The organism is Citrobacter sp. Marseille-Q6884 (genome assembly GCF_945906775.1).
Lineage (GTDB): Bacteria > Pseudomonadota > Gammaproteobacteria > Enterobacterales > Enterobacteriaceae > Citrobacter.
The window spans coordinates 2944141-2970146 of record NZ_CAMDRE010000001.1 but is presented as its reverse complement, the minus strand read 5'-3'; the positions used below and the strand labels follow the sequence as shown (position 1 = coordinate 2970146).

At 51.1% G+C, this 26006-nt stretch carries 26 protein-coding genes and 1 riboswitch; of the genes, 18 read left to right on the top strand and 8 right to left on the bottom strand.

Going from position 1 to position 26006, the window contains the following annotated elements:
• The first annotated feature begins 112 nt into the window (after positions 1-112).
• The 4 genes from poxB to N7268_RS14035 all read left to right on the top strand — a co-directional run bounded on the left by poxB (position 113) and on the right by N7268_RS14035 (position 5422).
• Positions 113-1831 carry a ubiquinone-dependent pyruvate dehydrogenase gene (gene poxB, locus N7268_RS14050; protein ID WP_260863354.1) on the top strand — a complete coding sequence of 573 codons (1719 nt, stop codon included), beginning with the start codon at positions 113-115 and terminating at the stop codon, positions 1829-1831.
• Between the two features lie 36 nt (positions 1832-1867).
• Positions 1868-2869 (top strand): low-specificity L-threonine aldolase, encoded by a 1002-nt coding sequence (gene ltaE, locus N7268_RS14045; RefSeq protein ID WP_260863353.1) that lies wholly within the window; start codon positions 1868-1870, stop codon positions 2867-2869.
• Between the two features lie 10 nt (positions 2870-2879).
• The gene (locus N7268_RS14040) at positions 2880-4310 is read left to right on the top strand and encodes an SDR family oxidoreductase (protein ID WP_260863352.1); all 1431 of its coding nucleotides are present in this window, start codon (positions 2880-2882) and stop codon (positions 4308-4310) included.
• A gap of 98 nt (positions 4311-4408) precedes the next feature.
• The gene (locus N7268_RS14035) at positions 4409-5422 is read left to right on the top strand and encodes an NAD-dependent epimerase/dehydratase family protein (RefSeq protein WP_260863556.1); all 1014 of its coding nucleotides are present in this window, start codon (positions 4409-4411) and stop codon (positions 5420-5422) included.
• On the opposite strand, the gene N7268_RS14030 is transcribed toward N7268_RS14035, so the two are convergent.
• Together N7268_RS14030 and N7268_RS14025 are read right to left on the bottom strand one after the other, a co-directional pair.
• Complete coding sequence (locus N7268_RS14030) at positions 5419-6249, bottom strand: N-acetylmuramoyl-L-alanine amidase (RefSeq protein ID WP_260863351.1); 831 nt, start codon at positions 6247-6249, stop codon at positions 5419-5421. The two genes, N7268_RS14035 and N7268_RS14030, sit on opposite strands and share 4 nt — an antisense overlap.
• Entirely contained in the window at positions 6246-6569 is a 324-nt protein-coding gene (locus N7268_RS14025; RefSeq protein WP_001160725.1) for a heavy metal-binding domain-containing protein, read from the bottom strand. Before N7268_RS14025 ends, N7268_RS14030 begins: the two co-directional genes overlap by 4 nt.
• A gap of 469 nt (positions 6570-7038) precedes the next feature.
• Between N7268_RS14025 and N7268_RS14020 the strand changes: the two genes are divergently transcribed.
• The 9 genes from N7268_RS14020 to yegS all read left to right on the top strand — a co-directional run bounded on the left by N7268_RS14020 (position 7039) and on the right by yegS (position 15090).
• Complete coding sequence (locus N7268_RS14020) at positions 7039-7401, top strand: GtrA family protein (protein ID WP_260863350.1); 363 nt, start codon at positions 7039-7041, stop codon at positions 7399-7401.
• Between the two features lie 144 nt (positions 7402-7545).
• A complete protein-coding gene (locus N7268_RS14015; RefSeq protein ID WP_260863349.1) occupies positions 7546-9084 on the top strand; it encodes a DUF6056 family protein in 1539 nt (512 codons plus the stop codon).
• 445 nt (positions 9085-9529) lie between these two features.
• Positions 9530-10045, top strand: coding sequence for a lipoprotein (locus N7268_RS14005; protein WP_260863348.1), 516 nt, complete (start codon positions 9530-9532; stop codon positions 10043-10045).
• Positions 10046-10272: 227 nt separating this feature from the next.
• Positions 10273-11001, top strand: a complete 729-nt coding sequence (gene artP / locus N7268_RS14000; protein WP_198904621.1) for an arginine ABC transporter ATP-binding protein ArtP — start codon at positions 10273-10275, stop codon at positions 10999-11001.
• Between the two features lie 17 nt (positions 11002-11018).
• Positions 11019-11750, top strand: a complete 732-nt coding sequence (artI, locus tag N7268_RS13995) for an arginine ABC transporter substrate-binding protein ArtI (protein WP_198904622.1) — start codon at positions 11019-11021, stop codon at positions 11748-11750.
• Positions 11751-11756: 6 nt separating this feature from the next.
• A complete protein-coding gene (artQ, locus tag N7268_RS13990) occupies positions 11757-12473 on the top strand; it encodes an arginine ABC transporter permease ArtQ (RefSeq protein WP_198904623.1) in 717 nt (238 codons plus the stop codon).
• Positions 12473-13141, top strand: coding sequence for an arginine ABC transporter permease ArtM (gene artM / locus N7268_RS13985; RefSeq protein WP_003840185.1), 669 nt, complete (start codon positions 12473-12475; stop codon positions 13139-13141). Before artQ ends, artM begins: the two co-directional genes overlap by 1 nt.
• A 190-nt stretch (positions 13142-13331) precedes the next feature.
• Positions 13332-14063, top strand: coding sequence for an arginine ABC transporter substrate-binding protein ArtJ (artJ, locus tag N7268_RS13980; RefSeq protein WP_198904624.1), 732 nt, complete (start codon positions 13332-13334; stop codon positions 14061-14063).
• Positions 14064-14190: 127 nt separating this feature from the next.
• On the top strand, positions 14191-15090 hold the full coding sequence (gene yegS / locus N7268_RS13975; protein ID WP_260863347.1) for a lipid kinase YegS: 900 nt from the start codon (positions 14191-14193) through the stop codon (positions 15088-15090).
• Between the two features lie 21 nt (positions 15091-15111).
• On the opposite strand, the gene fbaB is transcribed toward yegS, so the two are convergent.
• Entirely contained in the window at positions 15112-16164 is a 1053-nt protein-coding gene (fbaB, locus tag N7268_RS13970) for a class I fructose-bisphosphate aldolase (protein ID WP_260863346.1), read from the bottom strand.
• 251 nt (positions 16165-16415) lie between these two features.
• On the opposite strand from fbaB, the gene N7268_RS13965 reads away from it, so the two are divergent.
• Genes N7268_RS13965 through N7268_RS13955 form a run of 3 tightly spaced genes read left to right on the top strand, consistent with a single transcriptional unit; the run spans position 16416 to position 19656 of the window.
• Positions 16416-17693, top strand: a complete 1278-nt coding sequence (locus tag N7268_RS13965) for a nucleoside permease (RefSeq protein ID WP_260863345.1) — start codon at positions 16416-16418, stop codon at positions 17691-17693.
• Entirely contained in the window at positions 17690-18694 is a 1005-nt protein-coding gene (locus N7268_RS13960) for an ADP-ribosylglycohydrolase family protein (protein ID WP_260863344.1), read from the top strand. Before N7268_RS13965 ends, N7268_RS13960 begins: the two co-directional genes overlap by 4 nt.
• Positions 18691-19656 carry a PfkB family carbohydrate kinase gene (locus tag N7268_RS13955; RefSeq protein WP_260863343.1) on the top strand — a complete coding sequence of 322 codons (966 nt, stop codon included), beginning with the start codon at positions 18691-18693 and terminating at the stop codon, positions 19654-19656. The genes N7268_RS13960 and N7268_RS13955 overlap by 4 nt, the downstream gene beginning before the upstream one ends.
• On the opposite strand, the gene N7268_RS13950 is transcribed toward N7268_RS13955, so the two are convergent.
• From N7268_RS13950 to N7268_RS13935, 4 genes are all read right to left on the bottom strand, one after another.
• Positions 19630-20376, bottom strand: a complete 747-nt coding sequence (locus N7268_RS13950; protein ID WP_260863342.1) for a GntR family transcriptional regulator — start codon at positions 20374-20376, stop codon at positions 19630-19632. The genes N7268_RS13955 and N7268_RS13950 overlap by 27 nt on opposite strands.
• 52 nt (positions 20377-20428) lie before the next feature.
• Positions 20429-21229, bottom strand: a complete 801-nt coding sequence (thiD, locus tag N7268_RS13945; RefSeq protein WP_260863341.1) for a bifunctional hydroxymethylpyrimidine kinase/phosphomethylpyrimidine kinase — start codon at positions 21227-21229, stop codon at positions 20429-20431.
• Complete coding sequence (gene thiM, locus N7268_RS13940) at positions 21226-22014, bottom strand: hydroxyethylthiazole kinase (protein ID WP_260863340.1); 789 nt, start codon at positions 22012-22014, stop codon at positions 21226-21228. Before thiM ends, thiD begins: the two co-directional genes overlap by 4 nt.
• 31 nt (positions 22015-22045) lie before the next feature.
• A riboswitch (TPP riboswitch) is annotated at positions 22046-22142 on the bottom strand.
• 215 nt (positions 22143-22357) lie between these two features.
• Positions 22358-23392: an SDR family oxidoreductase gene (locus N7268_RS13935; protein WP_260863339.1), complete on the bottom strand. Its 1035-nt coding sequence runs from the start codon at positions 23390-23392 to the stop codon at positions 22358-22360.
• Between the two features lie 114 nt (positions 23393-23506).
• On the opposite strand from N7268_RS13935, the gene N7268_RS13930 reads away from it, so the two are divergent.
• Positions 23507-24442: an AraC family transcriptional regulator gene (locus N7268_RS13930; protein WP_260863338.1), complete on the top strand. Its 936-nt coding sequence runs from the start codon at positions 23507-23509 to the stop codon at positions 24440-24442.
• A 203-nt stretch (positions 24443-24645) separates the two neighbouring features.
• Positions 24646-24978: an RcnB family protein gene (locus N7268_RS13925; RefSeq protein WP_260863337.1), complete on the top strand. Its 333-nt coding sequence runs from the start codon at positions 24646-24648 to the stop codon at positions 24976-24978.
• Positions 24979-25029: 51 nt separating this feature from the next.
• Here the strand turns inward: N7268_RS13925 and N7268_RS13920 are convergent, their stop codons facing one another.
• Positions 25030-26001 (bottom strand): hypothetical protein, encoded by a 972-nt coding sequence (locus N7268_RS13920; protein ID WP_260863336.1) that lies wholly within the window; start codon positions 25999-26001, stop codon positions 25030-25032.
• Positions 26002-26006 lie beyond the last annotated feature (5 nt).

Sequence of the window (26006 nt, the reverse complement as noted above, 5' to 3'; positions counted from 1 at the left end):
ACGCTTTATCTGCATGAAATGTAAGCTGCCGAAAATAAGGGGGAATGAAAAGCAGAACCCTTATCTTCATCTAAACTTGTAACCGGTATCACATTAAAGGAGATGGAAAACCATGAAACAAACGGTTGCCGCTTTTATCGCTAAAACCCTTGAACAAGCGGGTGTGAAACGTATTTGGGGTGTTACGGGTGACTCACTGAATGGCCTTAGCGACAGTCTGAATCGTATGGGGACGATAGACTGGATGCCGACCCGTCATGAAGAAGTCGCCGCGTTTGCCGCCGGCGCAGAAGCGCAGTTGACGGGGGAACTGGCGGTCTGCGCCGGTTCATGCGGTCCGGGCAACCTGCACCTGATTAACGGCCTGTTTGATTGTCACCGTAACCACGTGCCGGTTCTGGCCATTGCCGCGCATATACCCTCCAGTGAGATTGGCAGCGGCTATTTTCAGGAGACCCACCCGCAAGAGTTGTTCCGCGAATGTAGCCACTATTGCGAGCTGGTTTCCAGCCCTGAACAGATCCCACAGGTGCTGGCCATTGCCATGCGTAAAGCGGTATTAAACCGCGGTGTCTCGGTGGTGGTTTTACCGGGTGACGTCGCATTAAAACCAGCCCCGGAAAGCGCCAGTACTCACTGGTATCACGCACCGTTACCCGTGGTCACGCCAGCAGAAGAAGAGATTAAAAAACTGGCGCAACTGCTGCGCTATTCCAGCAATATCGCATTGATGTGTGGCAGCGGATGTGCTGGAGCCCATCAGGAGCTGGTCGAGTTCGCCGCTAAAATCAAAGCGCCCATCGTTCATGCCCTGCGCGGGAAAGAACATGTGGAATACGACAACCCGTACGATGTAGGTATGACCGGTCTCATTGGTTTTTCATCGGGTTTCCATACCATGATGAATGCCGACACGCTGATTTTGCTCGGTACGCAATTCCCCTATCGCCCGTTCTATCCGGCCGACGCCAAAATTATTCAGATTGATATTAATCCGGCAAGCATTGGCGCGCACAGTAAGGTCGATATGGCGCTGGTGGGCGATATTAAATCCACACTTCGCGCCTTGCTGCCGTTGGTGGAAGAGAAAACTGACCGCCAGTTTTTAGATAAAGCGCTGGAGCACTATCGTGATGCGCGCAAAGACCTGGATGATTTAGCCAAACCCAGTGAAAAAGCCATTCACCCGCAGTATCTGGCACAGCAAATCAGCCATTTTGCCGCCGACGATGCGATCTTTACCTGTGATGTCGGCACGCCTACCGTTTGGGCAGCACGCTATCTGAAAATGAACGGCAAACGTCGTCTGCTCGGGTCGTTTAACCATGGCTCGATGGCGAATGCGATGCCCCAGGCGCTGGGCGCGCAGGCAACAGCCCCTGGACGTCAGGTGGTCGCCATGTGCGGCGATGGCGGCTTTAGTATGCTGATGGGAGATTTTCTTTCGGTCGTACAGATGAAGCTGCCGGTAAAAATTATTGTCTTCAACAATAGCGTACTGGGGTTTGTGGCGATGGAGATGAAGGCCGGTGGCTATCTGACCGACGGCACCGAACTGCACGATACCCACTTTGCGCGCATTGCCGAAGCATGTGGGATCACCGGTATTCGCGTGGAAAAATCGTCGGAGGTTGATGAAGCGCTGCAAAGAGCAATGTCTATCGATGGCCCGGTACTGGTTGATGTGGTCGTGGCGAAAGAAGAACTGGCCATTCCCCCCCAAATCAAACTCGAACAAGCGAAGGGTTTCAGCCTGTATATGCTGCGCGCGATCATCAGTGGACGCGGCGATGAGGTGATCGAACTGGCGAAAACCAACTGGCTCAGGTAAAACAGAGGGCATTACCTCACATTACAAGGAATGCCCGTGATCGATTTACGCAGTGATACCGTTACCCGGCCGAGCCGCGCCATGCTCGAAGCAATGATGACCGCCCCGGTCGGGGACGACGTGTACGGTGATGACCCTACCGTCAATGCCCTTCAACAATACGCCGCTGAGCTTTCTGGCAAAGAAGCGGCGATTTTCTTACCGACCGGTACCCAGGCTAACCTGGTTGCGTTACTCAGCCACTGTGAACGGGGTGAGGAGTACATCGCAGGCCAGGGGGCACATAACTATTTGTACGAGGCAGGCGGTGCCGCGGTGCTCGGCAGCATTCAGCCGCAGCCCATTGATGCTGCCCCGGACGGCTCTCTGCCACTGGATAAAGTGGCAGCCAAAATCAAGGCGGACGATATCCATTTTGCCCGTACGCGCCTGCTCAGTCTGGAAAACACCCACAACGGTAAAGTGTTGCCCCGTGAGTATCTGAAGGAGGCCTGGGAATTTACCCGTGAGCGAAATCTAGCGTTGCATGTTGATGGCGCACGTATTTTTAACGCCGTTGTCGCCTACGGCTGCGAGCTGAAAGAGATTACCCAATATTGCGACTCGTTCACCATTTGTCTCTCCAAAGGGCTGGGAACGCCGGTAGGCTCGCTGTTAGTCGGTAGCCATGACTACATTAAACGTGCCATTCGCTGGCGTAAAATGACCGGTGGCGGGATGCGTCAGGCCGGAATTCTGGCGGCAGCCGGACTGTATGCGCTGAAAAATAACGTGGCGCGTTTGCAGGACGATCATGACAACGCGGCCTGGATGGCAGAGCAGTTGCGTGAAGCGGGCGCAGATGTGATGCGTCACGACACCAATATGCTGTTTGTCCGCGTCGGTGAAGAGCATGCCACCGCACTGGGCGAGTATATGAAAGCGCATGATGTACTGATTAACGCCTCCCCGATCGTGCGCCTGGTGATGCATCTTGATGCCTCGCGTGAACAACTTGCTGAAGTCGTCGCCCACTGGCGCGCCTTTTTAACCCGCTAAGGAGATGGGCGTGCCGCAACGGATTTTGGTTCTGGGTGCCAGTGGCTACATTGGTCAGCATCTGGTGCAAGCGCTCAGCCAGCAAGGGCATCAGGTTCTGGCGGCGGCACGTCGCATTGAGCGGCTGGAAAAGCAACAACTGGTCAACGTCAGTTGCCATAAGATCGATCTCAACTGGCCGGATAACCTGCTTCCCCTGCTGACCGGAGTCGATACGGTCTATTATCTGGTGCACGGGATGGGCGAAGGCGGCGATTTTATCGCCCACGAGCGTCAGGTCGCACTGAATGTCCGTGATGCGCTGCGTAACACGCCTGTTAAGCAACTGATTTTCCTCAGTTCATTGCAGGCGCCTAAACATGAGCAATCCGATCATCTGCGCGCCCGCCAGATAACGGCAGACACCCTGCGCGGCTCCGGTGTGCCCGTGACGGAGTTACGGGCGGGAATCATCGTAGGGGCAGGCTCAGCCGCGTTTGAAGTGATGCGTGACATGGTCTACAACCTGCCCGTACTCACGCCGCCGCGCTGGGTACGTTCACGCACCACGCCAATTGCACTGGAAAACTTGCTGCACTATCTGGTCGCCTTGCTGGATCACCCCACAAGCGAACATCGTATTCTCGAAGCCGCAGGGCCACAGGTATTAAGCTACCAGCAACAGTTCGAGCATTTTATGGCAGTTAGCGGCAAGCATCGCCTGCTCATCCCGATCCCCTTTCCCACTCGCTGGATCTCCGTCTGGTTTTTAAATGTGATCACCTCGGTTCCTCCGACGACGGCAAAAGCGCTGATACAGGGGCTAAAACACGATCTGCTGGCCGATGACAGCGAACTCCGTGCGCTGATCCCGCAAAAGCTGATCACCTTCGATGATGCGGTACGCAGTACGCTCAAAGAAGAAGAGAAGCTGGTCAACTCCAGTGATTGGGGTTACGACGCACAAGCCTTCGCACGCTGGCGTCCTGAATATGGCTATTTCGCCAAGCAGGCCGGTTTTAGCGTGAATACTTCCGCCAGCCTCAGCGCACTGTGGCAGGTGGTGAACCGACTCGGCGGCAAAGAAGGTTATTTCTTTGGCAATATTCTGTGGAAAACGCGCGCGGCGATGGATCTGTTAGTGGGACATAAGCTGGCAAAAGGTCGGCCGCAGCGTCCACTTTTACAGGTCGGTGATACCGTTGATAGCTGGAAAGTCATTATCGTCGAGCCGGAAAAGCAGCTCACATTGCTGTTTGGTATGAAGGCCCCGGGCCTGGGTCGCCTGAGTTTTACGCTGGAAGATAAAGGCAGCCACCGCCGTATTGACGTTCGCGCCTGGTGGCATCCTCATGGCATGCCGGGCCTTTTCTACTGGCTGCTGATGATCCCGGCTCATCTGTTCATTTTCAGGGGGATGGCCAGGCGCATCGCGAAACTTGCAGAACAAATCACAGATTAAAGGCAAAAAGAGGCTGTATTCTTTCAAGTTTCCCATTGCATACAGGCGTGATTCACGGAAGAATGCGCACGAAGTTTTATTCAACACAGTGGATTGATATGAAGGTACTGGTTACCGGAGCCACCAGCGGCTTGGGCCGAAACGCGGTAGAATTTTTACGCAATAAAGGCATCAGCGTCAGAGCCACCGGTCGCAACGAAGCGATGGGTAAGCTGCTGGAGAAAATGGGTGCAGAATTTGTGCATGCGGATTTGACCGAGCTGGTCTCTTCGCAGGCGAAAGTCATGCTCGCAGGCATTGATACGCTGTGGCACTGCTCCAGTTTTACCTCGCCGTGGGGAACGCAGGAAGCCTTCGATCTGGCCAATGTCCGCGCGACCCGCCGTCTGGGTGAATGGGCCGTCGCCTGGGGCGTGCGTAACTTTATTCATATCTCCTCACCGTCACTCTACTTTGATTATCACCATCATCGCGATATCAAAGAGGACTTCCGTCCCCATCGCTTCGCCAACGAATTTGCCCGCAGTAAAGCCGCAGGTGAAGACGTTATTGCACTGCTGGCCCAGGCCAACCCGCAAACCCGCTTTACGGTTCTGCGTCCGCAAAGTCTGTTCGGCCCTCACGATAAAGTCTTTATTCCTCGTCTGGCGCACATGATGCACCACTACGGCAGCATCCTGTTACCGCATGGCGGCAGCGCGCTGGTGGATATGACGTATTATGAGAATGCCGTTCACGCGATGTGGCTGGCAAGTCAGGAAGCCTGCGATAAGCTACCGTCGGGTCGCGCGTATAACATTACCAATGGCGAGCATCGCACCCTGCGCAGTATCGTGCAAAAGCTTATCGACGAACTCAATATTGATTGTCGCATTCGCTCCGTTCCTTATCCGATGCTGGACATGATTGCGCGCAGTATGGAACGGCTGGGCAACAAATCGGCTAAAGAGCCGAAGCTCACGCACTACGGGGTTTCGAAGCTAAACTTTGACTTTACTCTGGATACCACCCGCGCCCAGGAAGAGTTAGGCTACCAGCCAGTGATCACGCTGGATGAAGGTATTGAACGTACCGCGGCCTGGCTACGCGACCACGGTAAATTGCCGCGTTAACCCTGTCCGTATTTTTCCAGTAGCGCTTCGGCAATCGCCTGTGTTTCTGCATCCGCCACGCCGTTCCACAAGGCCGGGCGGAAGTGCATCTGAAACGCCATAATCACTCGCTGCTGCTCACGTGGCGTCATCTCCGGTTTTACCTCGTAGCCATAGCGCGATAGCAGATCGAGCAGTGATGCTGTTTCTACCGGTGAATGGGGCGCACGCCCGGCGAGATAAAACGTCACGCGCTGCGCATCCGGCCATGCACCAATACCTTGTGCCGCCAGTTCGCGCCACGGAAACAAAGGGCCAGGATCATCTTTACGCTGGGGGGCAACATCGGCATGCGCCACCACGTTTTGTGGTTTTATGTCGTAGCGGGCAATAATGTCCTTTGCCAGAGGGATCAACGCCTGGATCTGCGCGGGCTCAAACGGGGCAAAATACTTCATCCCCGCGGATTTCTGCCAGCCACGGTTTTCCAGCTCAATACCAATCGACGTATCGTTGATCCGCGTGGCGCCACGCCAGAAACTGATACCGGCATGCCAGGCCAGATCTTTTTCCGGCACCAGTTGCCAGATACGCGGTTTTCCGTGGTAGAGCGGCGGCACGGCCGGGATCAGATAGTGCGAACTGACGTTTTTATCCGTCAGCGTCGCCAGAGAAGAGTCAAAATCGTCTGCGGTGTAATGGATAACCAGCACTTTTATGCGTGGATAAGCCGCCTGGGCCTGACGGCGGGTATCCAGTTGATACCCGTCTTTATCCACGATACCTTTTTCGCTCGCGCATCCTGCCAGTAACAGCGTCAATGCCAGCAGCCACAACAAACGCTTCATCGGCGGGTTTTCACCGCAGTGCCACTGACGCTGACCATCAGCATGCTGCCGTCTTTACCCACGGTTTCGTAATCGATATCGATCCCGACGACCGCGTCTGCACCCAGCGCTTTCGCCTGTTCTCCGAGTTCCTGAAAGGCGATTTCACGCGCTTTACGCAACTCTTTTTCATACGCGCCGGAGCGACCGCCGACAATGTCGCGAATTCCCGCAAAGAAATCACGGAAGATATTGGCGCCTAAAATGGCTTCGCCGGTGACCACACCGCAGTATTCCACGATGCTCTGCCCTTCCAGCGTAGGGGTGGTCGAAAACTGCATGGTAAATCTCCTTATTGCGCTAAGAGCACGATCTCAAAAGCATTATCGAACCGATACACTATCATTGAACATGATGTAATTGTATATTTTAAAAAATAACTAAAGAAATTCAAAATACACATTATTTTTCAGCACATTACAGAAATTCCACTTTGATACCATATGAATGGTATCGAATTTCATATGTTCTTTTCTGCCAAAAAAAAGATGTTTTGCCCTATACATACCCCAAAAATGCTTACGAAAAAACCATCACTGGAATTAATGTTATGGTCGGCATTGCTTAGTTCGGTTGCTGATTTGTTTTGATTTGGCGATTGATCAGTTCGCACAATCCAGATTAAGTTCCCTCTAAGTGATCTACTGATTTTCGCAGCTATTTAGATAGTCCTAAAATGACCCATGGCTCTAATGATCATCAGGGTCTATCTGATAAACTTTACGAAATTTTGAACCATGAATTTTCGCAATGTTAAAATTATTTACAAAATACGCTTCAATTGGTGTCCTTAATACGGCACTACATTGGATCATATTTTCCTTGTGTGTCTACGGATTACACAAAAGCCAAGCTCTCGCAAACGTGGTCGGTTTTTCAGTGGCGGTCAGTTTTAGTTTTTTTATTAATGCTAAATTTACGTTCAAATCCACTGCATCAACAACCAGATATATACTTTATGTAGGATTTATGGGAACGCTTAGTGCGGCTATTGGCTGGACTGCTGACTCATGCTCGCTCCCACCCATTGTTACTCTTATATTTTTCTCTGCCCTCAGCCTTCTTAGTGGTTTTTTATATTCAAAACTTATTATTTTTAGGGAAGTGAAATGAAAACTTCTCTGGTATTTCCAGTATTCAATAGCAGAAAATTGTGGGTGTTTTAGATGAGTACATAGATAGAATTTACACAGAAGTTAAGCAGAGAACTCGTTACATCCTGAAAAGCAAAAAACGGGCTATGGAGTAATTATAATCATGTTAAAGTCATTACCCAAAATACTGATCGTATTGTTAGCATTTATTGCTATTTTTACCATTAAATGGTTCACCCCCTTTCACTCTGATGATTACCGTTATTATCTGTTAGGTCTATCACCTGCAGCCCATTTCCATCACTATATGAGCTGGAGTGGTCGGTTCGTCGCTGATTATATCAGTTCACTTATTCTTTCCACACAATCACAATTTATATACTCCGTTGCTGCCGGACTTTCCACGATTGCATTCTGCTACTTCATTGTAAAAACCCCTTCGGGTACTTTACGTTGGTCTAAACATGACTTTATTTTATTTCCACTAGTCTTTTTCACCTACTGGATTTCTAATCCAAACTTAGGGCAGACAACATTTTGGACCGTAGGTGCAGCAAATTACCTTTGGACAAATCTATTTGTCGCAGCGTGGTTATTTCACATTTACAACATCACAGCAAAAAACATAAAAAAAACAAACCCACTGATTGTCCTTCTTAGTTTTATGGCTGGTTGTTCTACTGAGAGCGTATCTCCATTTGTATCCCTACTCTCTATACTTGCTATTATTTTTAAAATATGGCGAGAAAAATCAGTTTCTTTAAATATGATTATCTATAGCATCAGCACAATCTTAGGCTCCTGCATCTTAATTCTCTCACCAGGTAATTTTGTCCGCGCCAGCAGTGAGGGGGCATGGTATGCACGCCCTATTTTTGAACGTATTTCTTTTCACATTACTGAGAGAGTCCATACCCATCTGGCCCTTATATTGATTTGCTATACCATTCTATTTCTACTTGTTATGCTGGTTATTTTTAATAAGCAGATTCGTGTAAAAATTGATAGGGGCAATCTAGTTTATGCGAGATTGGTTATATGCGTCGGTTTGGGAACATCATTAATCATGTTCGCATCACCGACCTATCCTCCCAGGGTTATGAACGGTACGTTTATGTTCTTCCTGTTCGCTATTTCCTTTCTGGCACATGGATTATTAACAAGTGGTGTTAGAACTGGCGTAATCGGTACTGTCGTAGTCACCATATTATGCGGTATAACTTTCACTAAGTCTTATAATTTAATGTACCATACATACGAGAAAATAGATGGACAGGAAAGAGTAAGGCAAAGGGTCATTAATCATGAAATAGCTACCGGGAAACAAATATTCGATATCCCCAACTACTACTTTGTAAAATTACAAAATAGTGGCGCCCAGTTTGATTCCTACCACGCCCCTGCCGTTTACGGTGATTACTATGGCGTTCAAGCTATTAACAAAAAAAATGTAGGATTTGACTTTTCCGTTATCGCGACAGGCAAGCAGAAAAAGTTAACTAACAATGCTACAGCATACAGTAATACCAAAGGTGATTTAGTCATCATCAGCCAGGAACCTCTTACGTCACAGATTTCAGTAACAGTGAGTGGCGTACTGAAGAATATTCATCTCGAGAAGTTGAAGCAGGCAGAAATCAATGATGAATTCTGGTACTACGCTTCTATAGATAAAGGTCACGTCTCAGAAATTTCTCTTTGACTGATGCAATACAAAAACCCTGCTAATTTTATAAATTGTGGGGCTTTTGTAGGTGAAGAAAACAGTTGTAAGGCTGAGACATCGCCATCCTCCTGTACATCTTCTTCACTTTCGTTAGCAATAAACTACAGGCACCATACTGGCAATCACCGTTGCCTGACGGATCGCTTTGTTAATTTGTACCGATGACGCTTTATGCCTGCAGGTCACTCGCCGCTGGCGCCAATCCCAATTTTATTGCCGCACAGATTGGGCATGCAAAAGCACAGATAGTCTATACAGTATAGGGTGCATGGATGACCGACAATAACCAGTCACATGTGGATATAATGAATCAGAGGCTGGTAGCCACTGCCTCAAAGATGTCCAGGGAAGGGTTGTTACACTATCATTGAAAAGAGATAATTCATTATCGTAGTTGTAGAACGCTTATAAGGAAATCATTATGCGCTACCCGAAACTCTCTCTGCTGGTTCCCTGTGCATTACTTCTCAGCGCCTGTACGACTGTCACCCCTGCCTATAAAGATAACGGTCCTCGTAGCGGTTCATGCGTGGAAGGCGGGCCGGACAGCGTAGCCCAGCAATTCTATGATTACCGCATTCAGCACCGTAGCAATGACATCACCGCACTTCGCCCCTATTTGAGTGACAACCTGGCGAAACTGCTGACCGATGCCAGCCGTGATAACGCCCACCGCGAGCTGTTTAACAGCGATCCCTTCTCCAGCCGCGCCACGTTACCGGATAGCGCCAGCGTAGCCAGTGCATCGACGATTCCGAATAGTGATGCACGCAATATCCCGCTGCGCGTGGAGTTGAAACAGGGTACCCAGACCTGGCGTGATGAAGTTCTGATGATCCATGAAGGTCAATGTTGGGTCGTGGACGATGTCCGTTACCTGGGAGGCAGCGTACACGCTCCAGCCGGGACGCTACGCCAGTCTGTCGAAAATCGTTAACCCCATTTATTCAATCAGTTACCTTATAATCCCCATAAATTGTCTGGCATTCTGCATAGAATGCCGACAATTATCCTTGTCCACTGGTGACCTCGCTATTTTGTGCTATGTTTAGATAAGAATGCGGTTTGCATTTAACTTTTAACGCATAAATATTGCATAACTATTCTGTCAAAGGTAGTATCTGCGGCTTCAATAGCTATCAGACTGCCAGTATACGAGTGTCAATGAGTATTCAATTAAACGGCATTAATTGCTTCTATGGCGCACATCAGGCGCTGTTCGATATCACGCTGGATTGCCCTCAGGGCGAAACACTGGTGTTACTTGGCCCAAGTGGAGCCGGGAAAAGCTCGCTACTGCGCGTACTCAATCTGCTTGAGATGCCGCGTTCGGGCACGCTCTCTATTGCAGGTAACCGTTTTGACTTCACCAAATCCCCTTCGGATAAAGCCATTCGTGAGCTGCGTCAGAACGTGGGCATGGTCTTTCAGCAATATAATCTTTGGCCGCACCTTACCGTGCAGCAAAACCTGATTGAAGCCCCCTGCCGCGTGCTCGGTCTGTCGAAGGAGCAAGCGCTGGCTCGTGCCGAGAAATTGCTGGAACGTCTGCGACTGAAGCCTTACAGCGATCGCTATCCACTGCATCTCTCCGGCGGTCAGCAACAGCGTGTGGCGATTGCCCGTGCGTTGATGATGGAACCGCAGGTACTGCTGTTTGATGAACCGACCGCAGCACTTGACCCGGAAATTACAGCACAAATCGTCAGCATCATCCGTGAGCTGGCGGAAACCAAGATTACTCAGGTGATCGTCACCCACGAAGTGGAAGTTGCGCGTAAAACGGCCAGTCGTGTGGTGTATATGGAAAACGGTCATATCGTCGAGTTTGGGGATGCGAGCTGCTTTGCCAACCCGCAAACCGAAGCATTTAAAAACTATCTCTCTCACTAAGTTTCGGGACAATGACAATGAAAAAAGTTCTGATTGCCGCGCTAATCGCAGGTTTTAGCCTTTCCGCTACCGCAGCCCAAACCATTCGTTTCGCAACCGAAGCGTCTTATCCTCCGTTTGAATCCATCGATGCAAATAACAAGATCGTGGGCTTTGACGTTGATCTGGCAAATGCGCTGTGTAAAGAGATTGACGCCACCTGTACCTTCACCAACCAGGCATTCGATAGTCTGATCCCAAGCCTGAAATTCCGTCGTTTTGACGCGGTAATGGCCGGGATGGATATCACGCCAGAGCGTGAAAAACAGGTGCTGTTCACCACCCCTTACTACGACAACTCTGCACTGTTTGTGGGTCAACAGGGTAAATTCACCAGCATTGACCAGCTGAAAGGCAAGAAAGTCGGCGTACAAAACGGTACCACGCACCAGAAATTCATCATGGATAAACATCCAGAAGTGACCACCGTGCCGTACGACAGCTATCAAAATGCCAAACTCGATCTGCAAAACGGTCGTATCGATGGCGTCTTTGGTGATACCGCAGTGGTGACCGAATGGCTGAAAGACAATCCGAAACTGACCGCCATCGGCGATAAAGTCACGGATAAAGACTATTTCGGTACCGGTCTGGGCATCGCCGTACGCCAGGGCAACACCGAGCTGCAGCAGAAATTTAACGCTGCACTGGAAAAAGTGAAGAAAGATGGGACGTACGAAACCATCTACAACAAATGGTTCCAGAAGTAATATTTGATGAATGAATTTTTTCCTTTAGCAAGCGCCGCCGGGATGACCGTCGGCCTTGCCGTTTGTGCGCTGATCATTGGCCTCGCGCTCGCCATGTTTTTTGCCGTCTGGGAGTCCGTTAAATGGCGTCCGGTGGCATGGGCAGGGTCAGCGCTGGTCACTATCCTGCGCGGGCTACCGGAAATTCTGGTCGTTCTGTTTATCTATTTTGGTTCCTCTCAGCTCCTGCTAACGCTGGCGGATGGTTTTACGATCAATCTCGGGGTCGTACAGATCCCCATTCAGATGCAGATCGAAAACTTTGATGTCAGCCCGTTCCTGTGCGGCGTCATTGCGTTGTCATTGCTGTATGCGGCCTATGCGTCGCAAACGCTGCGTGGCGCGCTGAAAGCCGTTCCGCTCGGGCAATGGGAATCAGGTCAGGCGCTGGGGTTATCGAAGACGGCAATCTTCTTTCGGCTGGTCATGCCGCAAATGTGGCGCCATGCTCTGCCGGGGCTGGGTAACCAATGGCTGGTGCTCCTGAAAGATACCGCGCTGGTCAGCCTTATCAGCGTGAACGATCTGATGCTGCAGACCAAGAGTATTGCGACCCGTACCCAGGAGCCATTTACCTGGTACATCGTCGCAGCGGCTATTTATCTGGTGATTACGCTGGTGAGTCAGTACATTCTCAAACGCATTGACCTGCGCGCGACACGTTTTGAACGGAGACCGGGCTGATGCTTGAGTATTTACCTGAATTGCTGAAAGGGTTGCATACCAGCCTGACGCTAACGGTCGCGTCCATCGTGGTGGCTCTGGTTCTGGCGCTGATTTTCACCGTTATTCTGACGCTGAAAACGCCGGTGCTGGTGTGGCTGGTTCGCGCCTATATCACGCTGTTTACCGGTACGCCGCTGCTGGTGCAAATCTTCCTGATCTACTACGGACCGGGGCAGTTTCCTGCGTTGCAGGAGTACCCGGTGCTCTGGCATCTGCTGTCCGAACCGTGGTTGTGCGCGTTGATTGCGTTGTCGTTAAACAGTGCGGCATACACCACGCAGCTGTTCTATGGCGCGATCCGTGCAATCCCGGAAGGCCAATGGCAGTCCTGCGGCGCGTTGGGGATGAGCAAAAAGGATACGCTGGCGATTCTGTTGCCGTACGCCTTTAAACGTGCCCTCTCCTCTTATTCCAACGAAGTCGTGCTGGTGTTCAAAAGTACCTCGCTGGCGTATACCATCACGCTGATGGAAGTCATGGGCTATAGCCAGTTGTTATATGGTCGCACCTATGACGTCATGGTCTTTGGCGCAGCGGGTGTCATTTATCTGATCGTTAACGGTCTACTGACGCTGATGATGCGCTTAATCGAACGCAAAGCGCTGGCGTTTGAACACCGCAATTAGATTGGATAAACCCTGCTAACTGCATAAACTGCAAAACACAAGACGGACAAGTCTCACAACTGTCCGTCTTTTTTTATGCCCTTAAAAATACTTAATCATTTTTATTGCATATAAATTCATTAAATGGCATTGTAAATCCATGCCGCAGACACGGTGAATAATCATAAGATTGACAGACGGGAGTTCCACCATGAAAAAGTTAGTACTGGCAGCATTACTTGCTACTTTCGCCGCTGGCGCCTCAGCTGCTGATAAAATTAATTTCGGTGTATCAGCGACCTATCCGCCATTTGAATCGCTGGATGCAAGCAACAAGATTGTTGGTTTTGATATCGATCTGGCAACGGCATTGTGCAAACAAATGCAGGCTGACTGTACTTTCACCAATCATGCTTTCGACAGCCTGATCCCTGCGCTGAAATTCAAAAAATATGACGCGGTGATTTCCGGGATGGACATCACGCCTGAGCGTAGCAAACAGGTCGCCTTTACCCAGCCTTACTATGCAAACTCTGCGCTGGTGATTGCCAAAAAAGACACCTATAAAACCTTTGCCGACCTGAAAGGCAAACGTATCGGGATGGAAAACGGCACCACGCACCAGAAGTATCTGCAGGACAAACATCCTGAAGTGAAAACTGTGGCTTACGATAGCTACCAGAATGCGATCATCGACCTGAAGAATGGCCGTATTGATGGCGTGTTTGGCGACACCGCAGTGGTCAATGAGTGGCTGAAAACCAATCCTCAGTTAGGCACAGCAACGGCAAAAGTGACCGACCCTGAATACTTCGGCACCGGTCTGGGCATTGCCGTTCGCCCGGATAACAAAGCCCTGCTGGAGAAACTGAACACCGCGCTGGCAGCGATCAAAGCAGACGGCACGTATCAAAAAATCAGCGACCAGTGGTTCCCGCAGTAATTCTTGTCCTTTCAGAAAGCCGCGTTTGCGGCTTTTTTATCTAAACGCCCCCGCTTTCGGTCAGTTCCTGGACCATAATTCCATTCCTGGCATACACTTGTTAAAACGATAAAAGTGAGGCAAAAGGATGATAGCATTCCCTGCCAGCTTACTGATCCTGAACGGAAAAAGTGCTGATAATCTCCCTTTGCGTGACGCAATTGCCCTGCTTCGCGATGAAGGTGTGGAAATTCATGTTCGTGTCACCTGGGAAAAAGGCGATGCCGGGCGCTACGTTGATGAAGCTATTCAACTGGGTGTTGCCACGGTGATTGCCGGCGGCGGTGACGGCACCATCAATGAGGTCTCTACCGCATTAATTCATTCTCAGGCTAACCCGGTTCCTGCTCTGGGGATATTACCGCTGGGAACCGCGAATGACTTCGCCACCAGCGCCGGGATCCCCGACGCGCTGGATAAAGCGTTAAAGCTGGCCATCGCCGGGAATGCCGTTGAAATCGATATGGTGCAGGTCAACGATAAAACCTGTTTTATCAATATGGCGACGGGCGGTTTCGGTACACGGATCACCACTGAAACGCCGGAAAAACTCAAAGCCGCACTGGGTGGCGTATCGTACTTTATTCATGGATTAATGCGTATGGACACGCTGAAGCCTGACAGTTGCGAAATTCGTGGTGAAGGCTTTCGCTGGCAGGGTGATGCGCTGGTGATCGGCATCGGTAACGGGCGTCAGGCGGGCGGAGGACAGCAACTTTGCCCTACCGCGCTGATTAACGATGGTTTGCTGCAACTGCGAATATTTACCGGAGAAGAGTTGCTTCCGGCACTGCTTTCAACGTTAACGCAGTCCGATGACAACCCCAACATCATTGATGGCGCGTCATCGTGGTTTGATATCCGCGCCCCGCATGAAATCACCTTTAACCTCGACGGCGAGCCTCTGGGTGGACAGGCATTTCATATTGAAATCCTGCCCGCCGCGTTGCGTTGCCGCCTACCGCCAGATTGCCCGCTGTTGCGTTAACCCGAAGCAATCCGCGAGGATTCAGGCAATGGTGACTTTGCTATCCAGATACACATCCTGCACGGCGTTAATCAGCTTAACGCCGTCAGCCATGGTTTTCTTAAAGGCTTTACGACCGAGGATTAAGCCCATCCCACCGGCGCGTTTATTGATTACCGCCGTGCGAACCGCATCGCTGAGATCGGTTTCGCCTCCCGCTGCGCCGCCAGAGTTAATCAACCCTGCCCGACCCATATAGCAGTTCGCCAGTTGATAACGCACCAAATCGATCGGGTTATCACTGGTCAGTTTGCTGTATACGCGATCGTCCGTGTAACCGAAGTTAACGGCTTTATAGCCACCGTTATTTTCCGCCATTTTCTGCTTCACGATATCGGCGCCAATCGTTGCCGCCAGGTGGTTAGCCTGCCCGGTCAGATCAGCGGAAACATGGTAATCCACACCGTCTTTTTTGAAGGATGAATTACGCAGGTAAGCCCACAGTACCGTCACCATGCCCAGTTCATGGGCGCGTTCAAACGCCGCAGAGATCTCTTCAATCTGGCGACGCGACTCCTCTGAACCAAAATAGATGGTCGCGCCTACCGCTACCGCGCCCATGTTGAACGCCTGCTCCACGCTGGCATACAGCGTCTGGTCGAAGGTATTCGGATAGCTGAGCGTTTCGTTGTGGTTAATTTTCACGAGGAACGGAATCCGGTGTGCATAACGGCGTGATACCGAAGCCAGAACACCGTAGGTCGATGCCACACAGTTACAGCCCGCTTCGATAGCCAGCTCAACGATATTCTTCGGATCAAAGTACAACGGGTTGGCGGCGAATGAAGCTCCGGCTGAGTGCTCCACCCCCTGATCCACCGGCAGAATAGACAGATACCCCGTCCCGGCGAGTCGGCCAGTATTATACAGCGTCTGCATATTACGCAGTACGGCAGGTGGGCGGTTATTATCGACCATCACACGATCGACGTAGTCATGTCCTGGCAGGTAAAGTTGATCAGAAGGAATGGTCATACAACGATGCTGTAAAAGGTTGTCGGCATCTTTGCCAAGCAACTGCGCAATATCAGTCATAGCTATGCTCCCGTAAGTTCCGGTTAACTACCGGAAGTGGATTGTCCTTGCCCGCCTTGTTGCGGGCAGCAATAAGCCTGGTACTGACTGCGCATTTTTTCCATCTTTTGCGCACTTTTCAGCGGTTTCCGCTGGATCGATTCAGGGGAAAATTATGTTACGACGGTCAAACTTAGACCATAAAGGTATTTTAAAGGTATTATCAAATGGTACTATCACGGCATACCTTACCTGTCATGAAGGATTTAAAGATGAAAACTACAGTTAAGCTGTCGTTCATGATGTTTGTGGAGTGGTTTATCTGGGGCGCATGGTTTGTGCCGCTCTGGCTCTGGTTGAATAAAAGCGGCTTTACCGCCGGTGAAATTGGCTGGTCCTATGCCTGTACCGCCATTGCCGCGATCCTCTCACCGATCTTCGTGGGATCGCTCACCGACCGTTTTTTCTCCGCACAGAAGGTACTGGCGGTATTGATGTTCGTCGGCGCTATTCTGATGTATTTCGCGGCACAGCAGACGACATTCGGCGGATTCTTCCCGCTGTTACTGGCCTATTCACTGACCTATATGCCGACCATTGCACTCACGAACAGCATCGCCTTTGCCAACGTGCCCGACGTCGAGCGTGACTTTCCCCGCATCCGCGTCATGGGGACCATCGGCTGGATTGCTTCCGGTCTGGCATGCGGCTTCTTGCCCCAAATGCTCGGCTATAACGACATCTCGCCAACGAACATTCCGCTGCTCATCACCGCGGGAAGCTCGGCGTTACTCGGCGTGTTCGCCTTCTTTTTACCGGATACGCCACCCAAAAGTACCGGCAAGATGGATTTCAAAGTCATGCTGGGTCTGGACGCCCTGATCCTGCTGCGTGATAAAAACTTCCTCGTCTTTTTCTTCTGCTCGTTCCTGTTTGCGATGCCGCTGGCGTTTTACTACATCTTCGCTAACGGCTACCTGACAGAAGTGGGGATGAAAAACGCGACCGGCTGGATGACGCTGGGCCAATTCTCCGAAATCTTCTTTATGCTGGCACTGCCGTTCTTCACGAAACGTTTTGGCATTAAAAAGGTATTACTGCTTGGTCTTATTACCGCGGCTATCCGCTACGGATTTTTCGTTTACGGTGGCGCGGAAGAATATTTCACCTACGCGCTCCTGTTTCTCGGCATTCTGTTGCACGGCGTCAGTTACGATTTCTACTACGTCACGGCTTATATCTATGTCGATAAAAAAGCGCCAGTACATATGCGAACCGCGGCGCAAGGGCTTATCACCCTTTGTTGCCAGGGTTTCGGCAGCCTGCTGGGCTACCGCCTGGGCGGGGTCATGATGGAAAAAATGTTTGCCTATAAAGAGCCCGTCAATGGCCTCACCTTTAACTGGGCAGGCATGTGGGGATTTGGCGCGATCATGATCGCCGTGATTGCCGTACTGTTTATGATTTTCTTTCGCGAATCGGATAAAGAAATCACCGCCGTTAAGGTGGACGATCGCGATATAGCGTTGAAACAAGGGGAAGTAAAATGAAAGCAGAACGTATTCTCGGTGCTCTTTACGGGCAGGCGTTAGGGGATGCGATGGGCATGCCGTCGGAACTGTGGCCAAGAACCCGTGTGAAAGCCCATTTTGGGTGGATCGACCGCTTTCTACCCGGACCGGCAGAAAATAATGCAGCCTGCTATTTTAACCAGGCAGAGTTCACCGATGACACCTCGATGGCGCTGTGTCTGGCCGATGCCTTGATCGAATGCGACGGGGAGATCGTGCCAGACGTCATCGGACGCAACATTCTGGCCTGGGCAGAACAGTTTGATGCCTTCAATAAAAACGTGCTCGGCCCCACCTCGAAGATTGCGCTCAACGCCATTCGCAACGGTAAGCCAGTGGCCGAACTGGAAAACAACGGTGTCACCAACGGAGCGGCAATGCGCGTATCACCGCTGGGTTGTCTGCTGCCCGTACATGACCTTGATGCCTTTATTGATGACGTGGCACTGGCTTCCAGCCCGACGCATAAATCGGATCTGGCCGTGGCCGGTGCAGTGGTGGTTGCGTGGGCCATTTCACGTGCTATCGACGGAAAAAAATGGTCTGAGATCGTTGAGGCGCTGCCCGCAATTGCGCTTTACGCCCAACAAAAACGCATCACTACCTTTAGCGCATCGCTTTCGGCACGTCTTGAGCTGGCGTTGAAAATCGTGCGCAACGCAGATGGCGCAGAATCTGCCAGCGAGCAGTTGTACCAGGTGATTGGAGCCGGTACCAGCACCATTGAATCCGTTGCCTGCGCTATCGCCATGGTGGAACTGGCGCAGACAGACCCAAACCGCTGTGCGATTCTGTGCGCCAATCTCGGTGGCGACACCGACACCATCGGCGCAATGGCGACGGCCATTTGCGGTGCATTGCACGGTCCCGCCGCGATTGATCCGCTGTTGAAACAGGAACTGGATACGGTGAATCAACTGGATTTTCATCGCTATGCCACGTCCCTCCTGCGTCTGCGCGAACAGCGGGAGGCGTTATGAGCAGCATGCGCCTGCAAGAACTTCTTCCGCAGTTGCACACCCAGCGACCGGTAACGGTGGTGGGCGCGGCGGTTATCGATGTGATTGCCGATGCGTATGCCCTTCCCTGGCGCGGTTGTGACATCGAACTGAAACAGCAAGGCGTCAATGTTGGCGGCTGCGCGCTGAACATAGCTGTCGCCCTCAAACGACTGGGGATTGATGCCAGCAATGCGCTACCGTTAGGCCAGGGCGTGTGGTCAGATATTATCCGCAATCGGATGGCAAAAGAGGGATTGCACAGCCTGATCGACAATGCCGAAGGCGATAATGGCTGGTGCCTCGCGCTGGTGGAGCCGGATGGTGAACGTACCTTTATGTCCTTTAGCGGCGTAGAAAATCAGTGGAATGCTGACTGGCTGGCACAGCTGAATATTCCGCGTCAAAGCCTGGTGTATCTTTCGGGTTACCAGTTGGCTTCACCGTGCGGTGAGCTGTTAGTGCAATGGCTGGAAGGGTTGAAGGAGATCACGCCGTTCATCGATTTTGGTCCGCGCATTGGCGACATTCCCGATGCATTGATGATGCGCATTATGGCCTGCCGACCGCTGGTATCCCTGAATCGCCAGGAGGCAGACATTGCCGCCGAACGTTTCGGGCTAAGCGCCGATGTCGAAGGTTTTGGCGCACAATGGGTGAAACGCTTTGCGGCACCGGTAGTAATTCGTCATGACAAGGACGGCGCGTGGTATTTCAGTGAGCCTACATCCGGGCGTGTTGCGGCGTTTCCCACGACGGTCGTGGACACCATTGGCGCAGGTGACAGCCACGCCGGAGGAATGCTGGCCGGGCTGGCGTCTGGCTGGTCTCTGGCCGATGCGGTACTGCTTGGCAATGCGGTAGGATCGTGGGTGGTTGGGCATCGCGGCGGCGATTGTGCGCCTTCGCGTGACGCGTTACTCCTCGCACACAAAAACGTATAGGTCGCTGCGACAATAACTGATGCTGTACTCAATGGGCCGTTGCTGCTGGTCGAGCGCGACTTGCTTTATCACCAGCACCGGCACTTTGCTGTCCATCTGAATGTGCGACTGGAACTCCGCATCCGGCATCCGGGCGCTGACACGAGAACGTGTGCGCTGCGGGAAGATATGCTGGCTGCGAAAATAGTCATACAGCGAAACCCCAATGGCATCTGCATCGTGTATCAACGGCGCAGGCACCCATGACTCCTCAATTGAAACGGCATCTTCATCCACATAACGAATACGTTTGAGCAAAAAAACGTCGCTACCTACGGCAATCGCCAGTTGCTGCGCCACCTCTTCCGGGCAAGGTACAACGCGTTTATTCACCCAAAGGGTATTCGGTTTTTTACCGCGTAATACCACTTGCTGGGAAAAACCGCGCGCTTCTTTTAGCGAATACTCAAAGATGTTGTTGATCTGCGTTCCGTAGCCCCGGGCACGGGTAACAACGCCTTCTTCTTCCAGCGCCTGCATAGCTTTACGAACCGTAATACGCGAAACGCCAGTCAGTTGGCTGAGGTCGCGTTCACCGGGCAGAATATTGCCATGTTCCAGCATCCCGCTGCGCACCGCGTTCTTCACCGTTTGAGCGAATTTCATATACAGCGGCGTGTTATCCGCCGCTGAAATGCGTTCATTCAGTTGCTCGATAAGCTGGGTATGCGCTTGTTCCATTTATCTTTTTCCTGGCCAACGAAACTGTAGCCAGTATACGCATTTATCGTCATCACCACCACGCGTGGAAATGATGCACCGGACCGATCCCTTCACCCACTTCCAGCGTATCTGCCTGAGCCAGCGCCGCGGAGAGCCACAGCTTGGCTTCCTGCACTGTGTCTGCCCAGTTCGCATGGCGTGGACGCAACGCCGCCAGCGCCGCCGACAGCGTACAACCCGTACCATGCGTATTTTTAGTCATGACTCTGGGGGCGGTGAAGCGCTGCTCGCCATCACGAGTAAACAGCCAGTCCGGGCTTTGTGCGTCATCCAGATGACCACCTTTCATCAGGACAGCGTCACAGCCAAGCGCACGCAGCGCTCGTCCCTGCTCAAGCATCTCCTGTTCTGTTCGCGCATGCGATGCCCCAAGCAGCGCTGCCGCTTCCGGTAAGTTCGGCGTAATAATGGAGACTTGCGGCAACAAACGGGTGCGGAGCGTTTCTACCGCCGAGTGCGAAAGCAGCGGATCGCCACTTTTCGCCAGCATAACCGTGTCCAGCACGACATTTTGTACCTGATGACGGCGTAAACGCTCGGCGACCGCTTCAACAATATCCGTTTCCGCCAGCATGCCGATTTTGGTGGTGTCGATGCGTACATCGTTGAATACGGAATCCAGTTGCGCGGCGACAAAGTCAGGTTCAATCCGGTAAACCGACTGCACCCCGCGCGTATTTTGCGCCACCAGCGCCGTGATCACCGAACAGCCATAGGCGCCCAACGCCGAGAAGGTTTTCAAATCTGCCTGAATACCTGCGCCGCCGCTGGGATCGGTTCCGGCGATAGTGAGTGCGTTAATCCGTTTCATGCTGGCTCCTGCGCGTTCAGGTTATATAAGGCGTCGAGAAATGCCGGAATAAAACTGCCCGGTCCTGTCGAGTGTTCAGTGGCGATTTGCCCGGCTTGTTTCATCCAGCTACAGGCGGACGCGACGTTATCCAGTCGATCGCCTTGCAACGCACAGCTGGCTGCCACGACCGCTGACAAGGCGCATCCGGTGCCGACCACGCGTGTCATCAGCGGATCGCCGCCATTCACGCTCACGATACGCTGACCGTCGGTGACGTAATCCACGTCTCCGGTAACCGCAACCACGGTGCCAATCTGACGCGCCAGCGCCTGCGCCGCCGGAAGCGCCGCGATGGCTGTGTCAGTGGTATCTACGCCGCGTCCACCGCCGTTCATTCCCGCCAGCGCGAGGATTTCTGAGGCATTGCCGCGAATGGCGGCAGGACGAAGCGCGAGTAAGTCCAGGCAAAAACGGCGACGGTATTCCAGTGCGCCTACGGCGACAGGATCAAGTGTCCAGGGCGTTTTAGTCAGATGGGCCTGTTCAACCGCCGCGCGCATTGCCGTCGCGCGGCTCTGAGTGAGGGTACCGACGTTAATCAGTAGCGCACTGGCCATCGCCGCAAACTGGCTGGCCTCTTGCGGTTCAATCACCATGGCAGGTGAAGCACCTAAAGCCAGTAAAGTATTGGCGGTGAAGCTCTGTACAACCTCGTTGGTCATACAATGTGTCAGCGGGGAAAGCGTTCTAAAATGATGTAACGTGTGAGCCGCAAGCGTGCGGCTGTGCAGGTCAGGCTGCATAGTTCAGCTCCTGCCCGCGCGAAGAAGGGACACGAGCAGTGTCAGACTTCCCTACGCTGGCATTATCCAGATCAGGTGGTACGGGTATTTCTCAGCCTTCACAAGGAAGGGCACCCCGAGTCGTTTGGTACAAATTAGCTTACTTTTTGCAAGATTATGGGAAGTGACGTGCTGATGCAAGCCCATCAGCCCTGCTATCGCCCCCACCCGACGATACCCTACCCGAGAACGAATGCGTGTGTGATTCTCTTTTCTTCTCCATCACACTACGCAAATTATTCGCATCTTGTGGGTGCTTAATGCCTGAACGCTATGACACGGCAAAAGATCATCAGAAGAAGGCTTAATTGATTTTCACCAGACCAAGCGCAAGTAAGCTTTTCGCGGTTGCGATTATGGCCTCTTCAGGTGCGCGAGGCATCCAACCTAGCAGGTTTGTGGCTTTCGCATGCGTCACATTCATATCGACCCCCAGCAGTTTGACCATCCCCAGCATAACGGGATTTTTGTTGGCGGCGGTACGTACCTCGTCATCACTCAATCTCTGAGTGGATACGTTGCGGGCCTCACTCCCCATGCGATCGCACAACGTCTGCGCCACCTGCAGTAGGGTCAGACTGTTACCGGAACTTGCAAGAAATCGCTCTCCCTTAGCGGCCGGGTGAGTCATCGCCAGTAGGTGTAAATTAGCCACATCCCTGACATCAACAAAGCAAGAGTTGATATTCGGGCAACCCGACTCACCTTCCAGCATGTTTTTAATTATCCGGGTGGAATGCGAGTAATCGGCTCCCAGCACGGGTCCTAATACCGCAACAGGATTAATAGTCGAAAGTTCAAGACCACGCCCTTCTTCCTCGATGAAATGCCAGGCTGCGCGCTCCGAAAGCGTTTTTGATTTTTGATATGGCCAGACATCACCACTGACATCACTCCAGTCAGTTTCATCAAACGGGCGGCGGTACCCCACGGGATGCCCCACACCAATCGCACCGAATGCCGACGTCAGTACAACACGCTTTACCCCCGCATCACGTGCGGCGCGCAGCACACGCAGGTTTCCTTCAATTGCCGGTTGCACCCAGTCAGCCTCTGTTACCTGATCACCAGTGGGTGTCGGCGAAGCGCCATGCATGACGTAAGCACAGCCAGCGACTGCATCTGCCCAGCCCTCATCGGATATCAAATCAGCGACTACAAACGTCAGATTGGCATTTTCCTCTACCTCACCTTGCTTCAACTGTTGTCGCACTTCAGCTTCACGTTTCAGTGAACGCACTGTCGTTCGAACGGTATAACCGTTTTTCAACAGGGCAATAATGCAATGCTGTGCAATAAACCCCGTTCCCCCTGTGACCAGGACGATTTCCTTGCTCATAAAAGTTAAGCCTCTTTACGTTATGTCGAATTCGTTTTGTTCTAAGCAGCTTAAGGGGTAATCTTGGTACGATGAATACCTAATCGTACGCATTAATTGCGTGAGAGTACGGGAATGTATCGCGATCCTTTTTCTGACATTATCAAATTAACGCAGGCTCAGTCTCTGGTAACGGGGGGTTTTACCGCGGGTGGCCGCTGGTCGCTGCGCTTTCCTGCGCCGGACAAAATCAAGTTTTTCGCCATTATCAAAGGAAGTTGTTGGGTCATTCTGGACGGCGAATCTGCCCCGATTCGTTTTTCCGCAGGCGATGTCGGTCTGCTGAGCGCAAAGCGATCGTTTATTCTGGCAAGCCACCCGGATGTTGAACCGATTGACGCCATGAATGTCTTTTCCGGTGCAGGTAAACAGCATATTCATGTTGGGGAGGGTGATGGCTTTGAACATATGGGGGGTCATATACTACTCAATCCGACAAGTGGGAAACTGCTCATGCATGTTCTTCCTCCGTGGATTCATATACCTGCCGCATCTGACCAGGCCACCTCTTTTCGCTGGTTACTCGATCAACTGGTGCAGGAGCGACGCAATGTACAAGCCGGTTCACAGTTGGCATCCGCTCAGTTGGCCCAGTTACTGTTTATTTATATCCTGAGAGCCTTTCTGCAAACCGGCGATACGCTATCCTCCGGGTGGTTGCGAGTACTTGCGGATAAACGTATGACCCCGGCATTGCAGCAGATGCATGAAGATCCAGCGCGTAACTGGCATCTTGAAGACCTTGCGAAATCTTGCGCAATGTCTCGCACGACCTTTGCCAAAAAATTCAGGATGATCGCGGGGATGACGCCCATCGCCTATCTGACACAATGGCGTATGCGTCTTGCTGAACACGCGTTGAGTGAGGGGTCAGAGCAAATTGCCGGAGTAGCTCACTCACTGGGTTATACGTCGGTGAGCGCGTTTAATCACGTGTTTAAGCGTGAAACAGGGATGACCCCGAAAGCATGGAGACTGATGGCGCGCGATTTGCCTTCGTATCAAGCATAGAACTCAGCCGGAGTCCTGCAAAGAAGCCTTCATCTTCGTGGCGCTCTGGCGTCAAATGACGGGTCAACGTTGCCGCATACCACCACTTTCATTTACACTTTTTACGAATTTATTGGAGTAATCACAAAATAGTGCTTGTCAGATGTCCTGTATGCCAGGAATGATACACGATTGATTTTGATGACCCCGAATAAGTAGAGAGGATGGGTATGAAGAATAAAATGTTGCTGGGTGCACTCTTGCTTGGGAGCAGTGTCGTCTGGGCCGCGCCGGCTGCAACAGCTGCCCCCACCGGTATCGATAAGTATGAGCTGAGCAGCTTTATTGCTGACTTCACCCATTTCAAACCCGGTGACAAAGTTCCGCCACTGTATCTCACCGAAGAATACACCATTAAACAGTGGAACCTGCGCAACCTGCCCGCACCGACCGCAGGCACCCACTGGACCTACATGGGTGGCGCGTACGTGCTGGTCAATGACGCCGATGCAAAGATCATTAAAGCCTACGACGGCGAGATTTTTTATCATAGGTAAGAAGACACGCACTCGTTCTTATTGGGGAGTGCGTTAATCCTATTATTTTAGTTAATCATATGATGTAATTATCTTCACTCTGCTTAATACTGTTCCAGATGTGAATTTACCATCTCCATATGAGGAATATTTGAATTTTATTGGAAGTTGAATTCTATCACTTGCCATCGTTTCCCCTCGAGAGATTAGAGTGAAAGAATTATTATTCAAGTTAACTTCTTTATTATTCATTGCAATTCGAAAACCCACATTTCCGGCCCCACCAGAATTCTTATCTAATTCATTGATTAAGACATTCTCCTGAGCCGAATCAGATGCAAACTTATATCTAATATTACTTGTGGAGAAACCCAATTTAGAATTGCAATTAAACTCTGGAAATTCACCCACTGGATATTTGAACTCATCATTCTGTACATCCTTTAGAGGAATTGGAGAAATAGACACTACCTGATCTGAGAATTCACATGTTGTATTCGTAAACTTGAAGTTCAAATTTACTTTCTGCTTCATATATCCTGATGAAAAAACACCTTCTTTGAACCCTATAGCTTCTTTCATTTCCTTTTGAGTGTTAACATTAGCTTCCGTTATTACTCCACTGTAGGAATTTAGTAACTTATATGTAACTTTATATGTAATCCCTGAGGAATTTATTTTATCTGCTGGCAATGAACTCAAAAGTGGAATTTCAATACTTTTTCCTATAGAAGAAATAACCAAATCAACAGAAACGAAAACAAAATGAATCCCATCCTCTAAAACGACCTTAAAAACTTGATTGGGATTTTGTTCATTTTCAACAGATGCGGTCAAACTTTGAGTCCCAGATATACATGTGAAGCTAACACCAGGATTAAAATTAAAAGATAAATTATTGGTATCCGTGGAACCGTTTAGTACTGCTTCATCTAAATCTATTGTTATTGACTGGGTCGCCGCACTACTTGAACTCAGGCTAAAACAATAAGATCTGGCTTGAAAACTTAAAACAAACAGAATTGACAATATAATAAATCGCATACTTA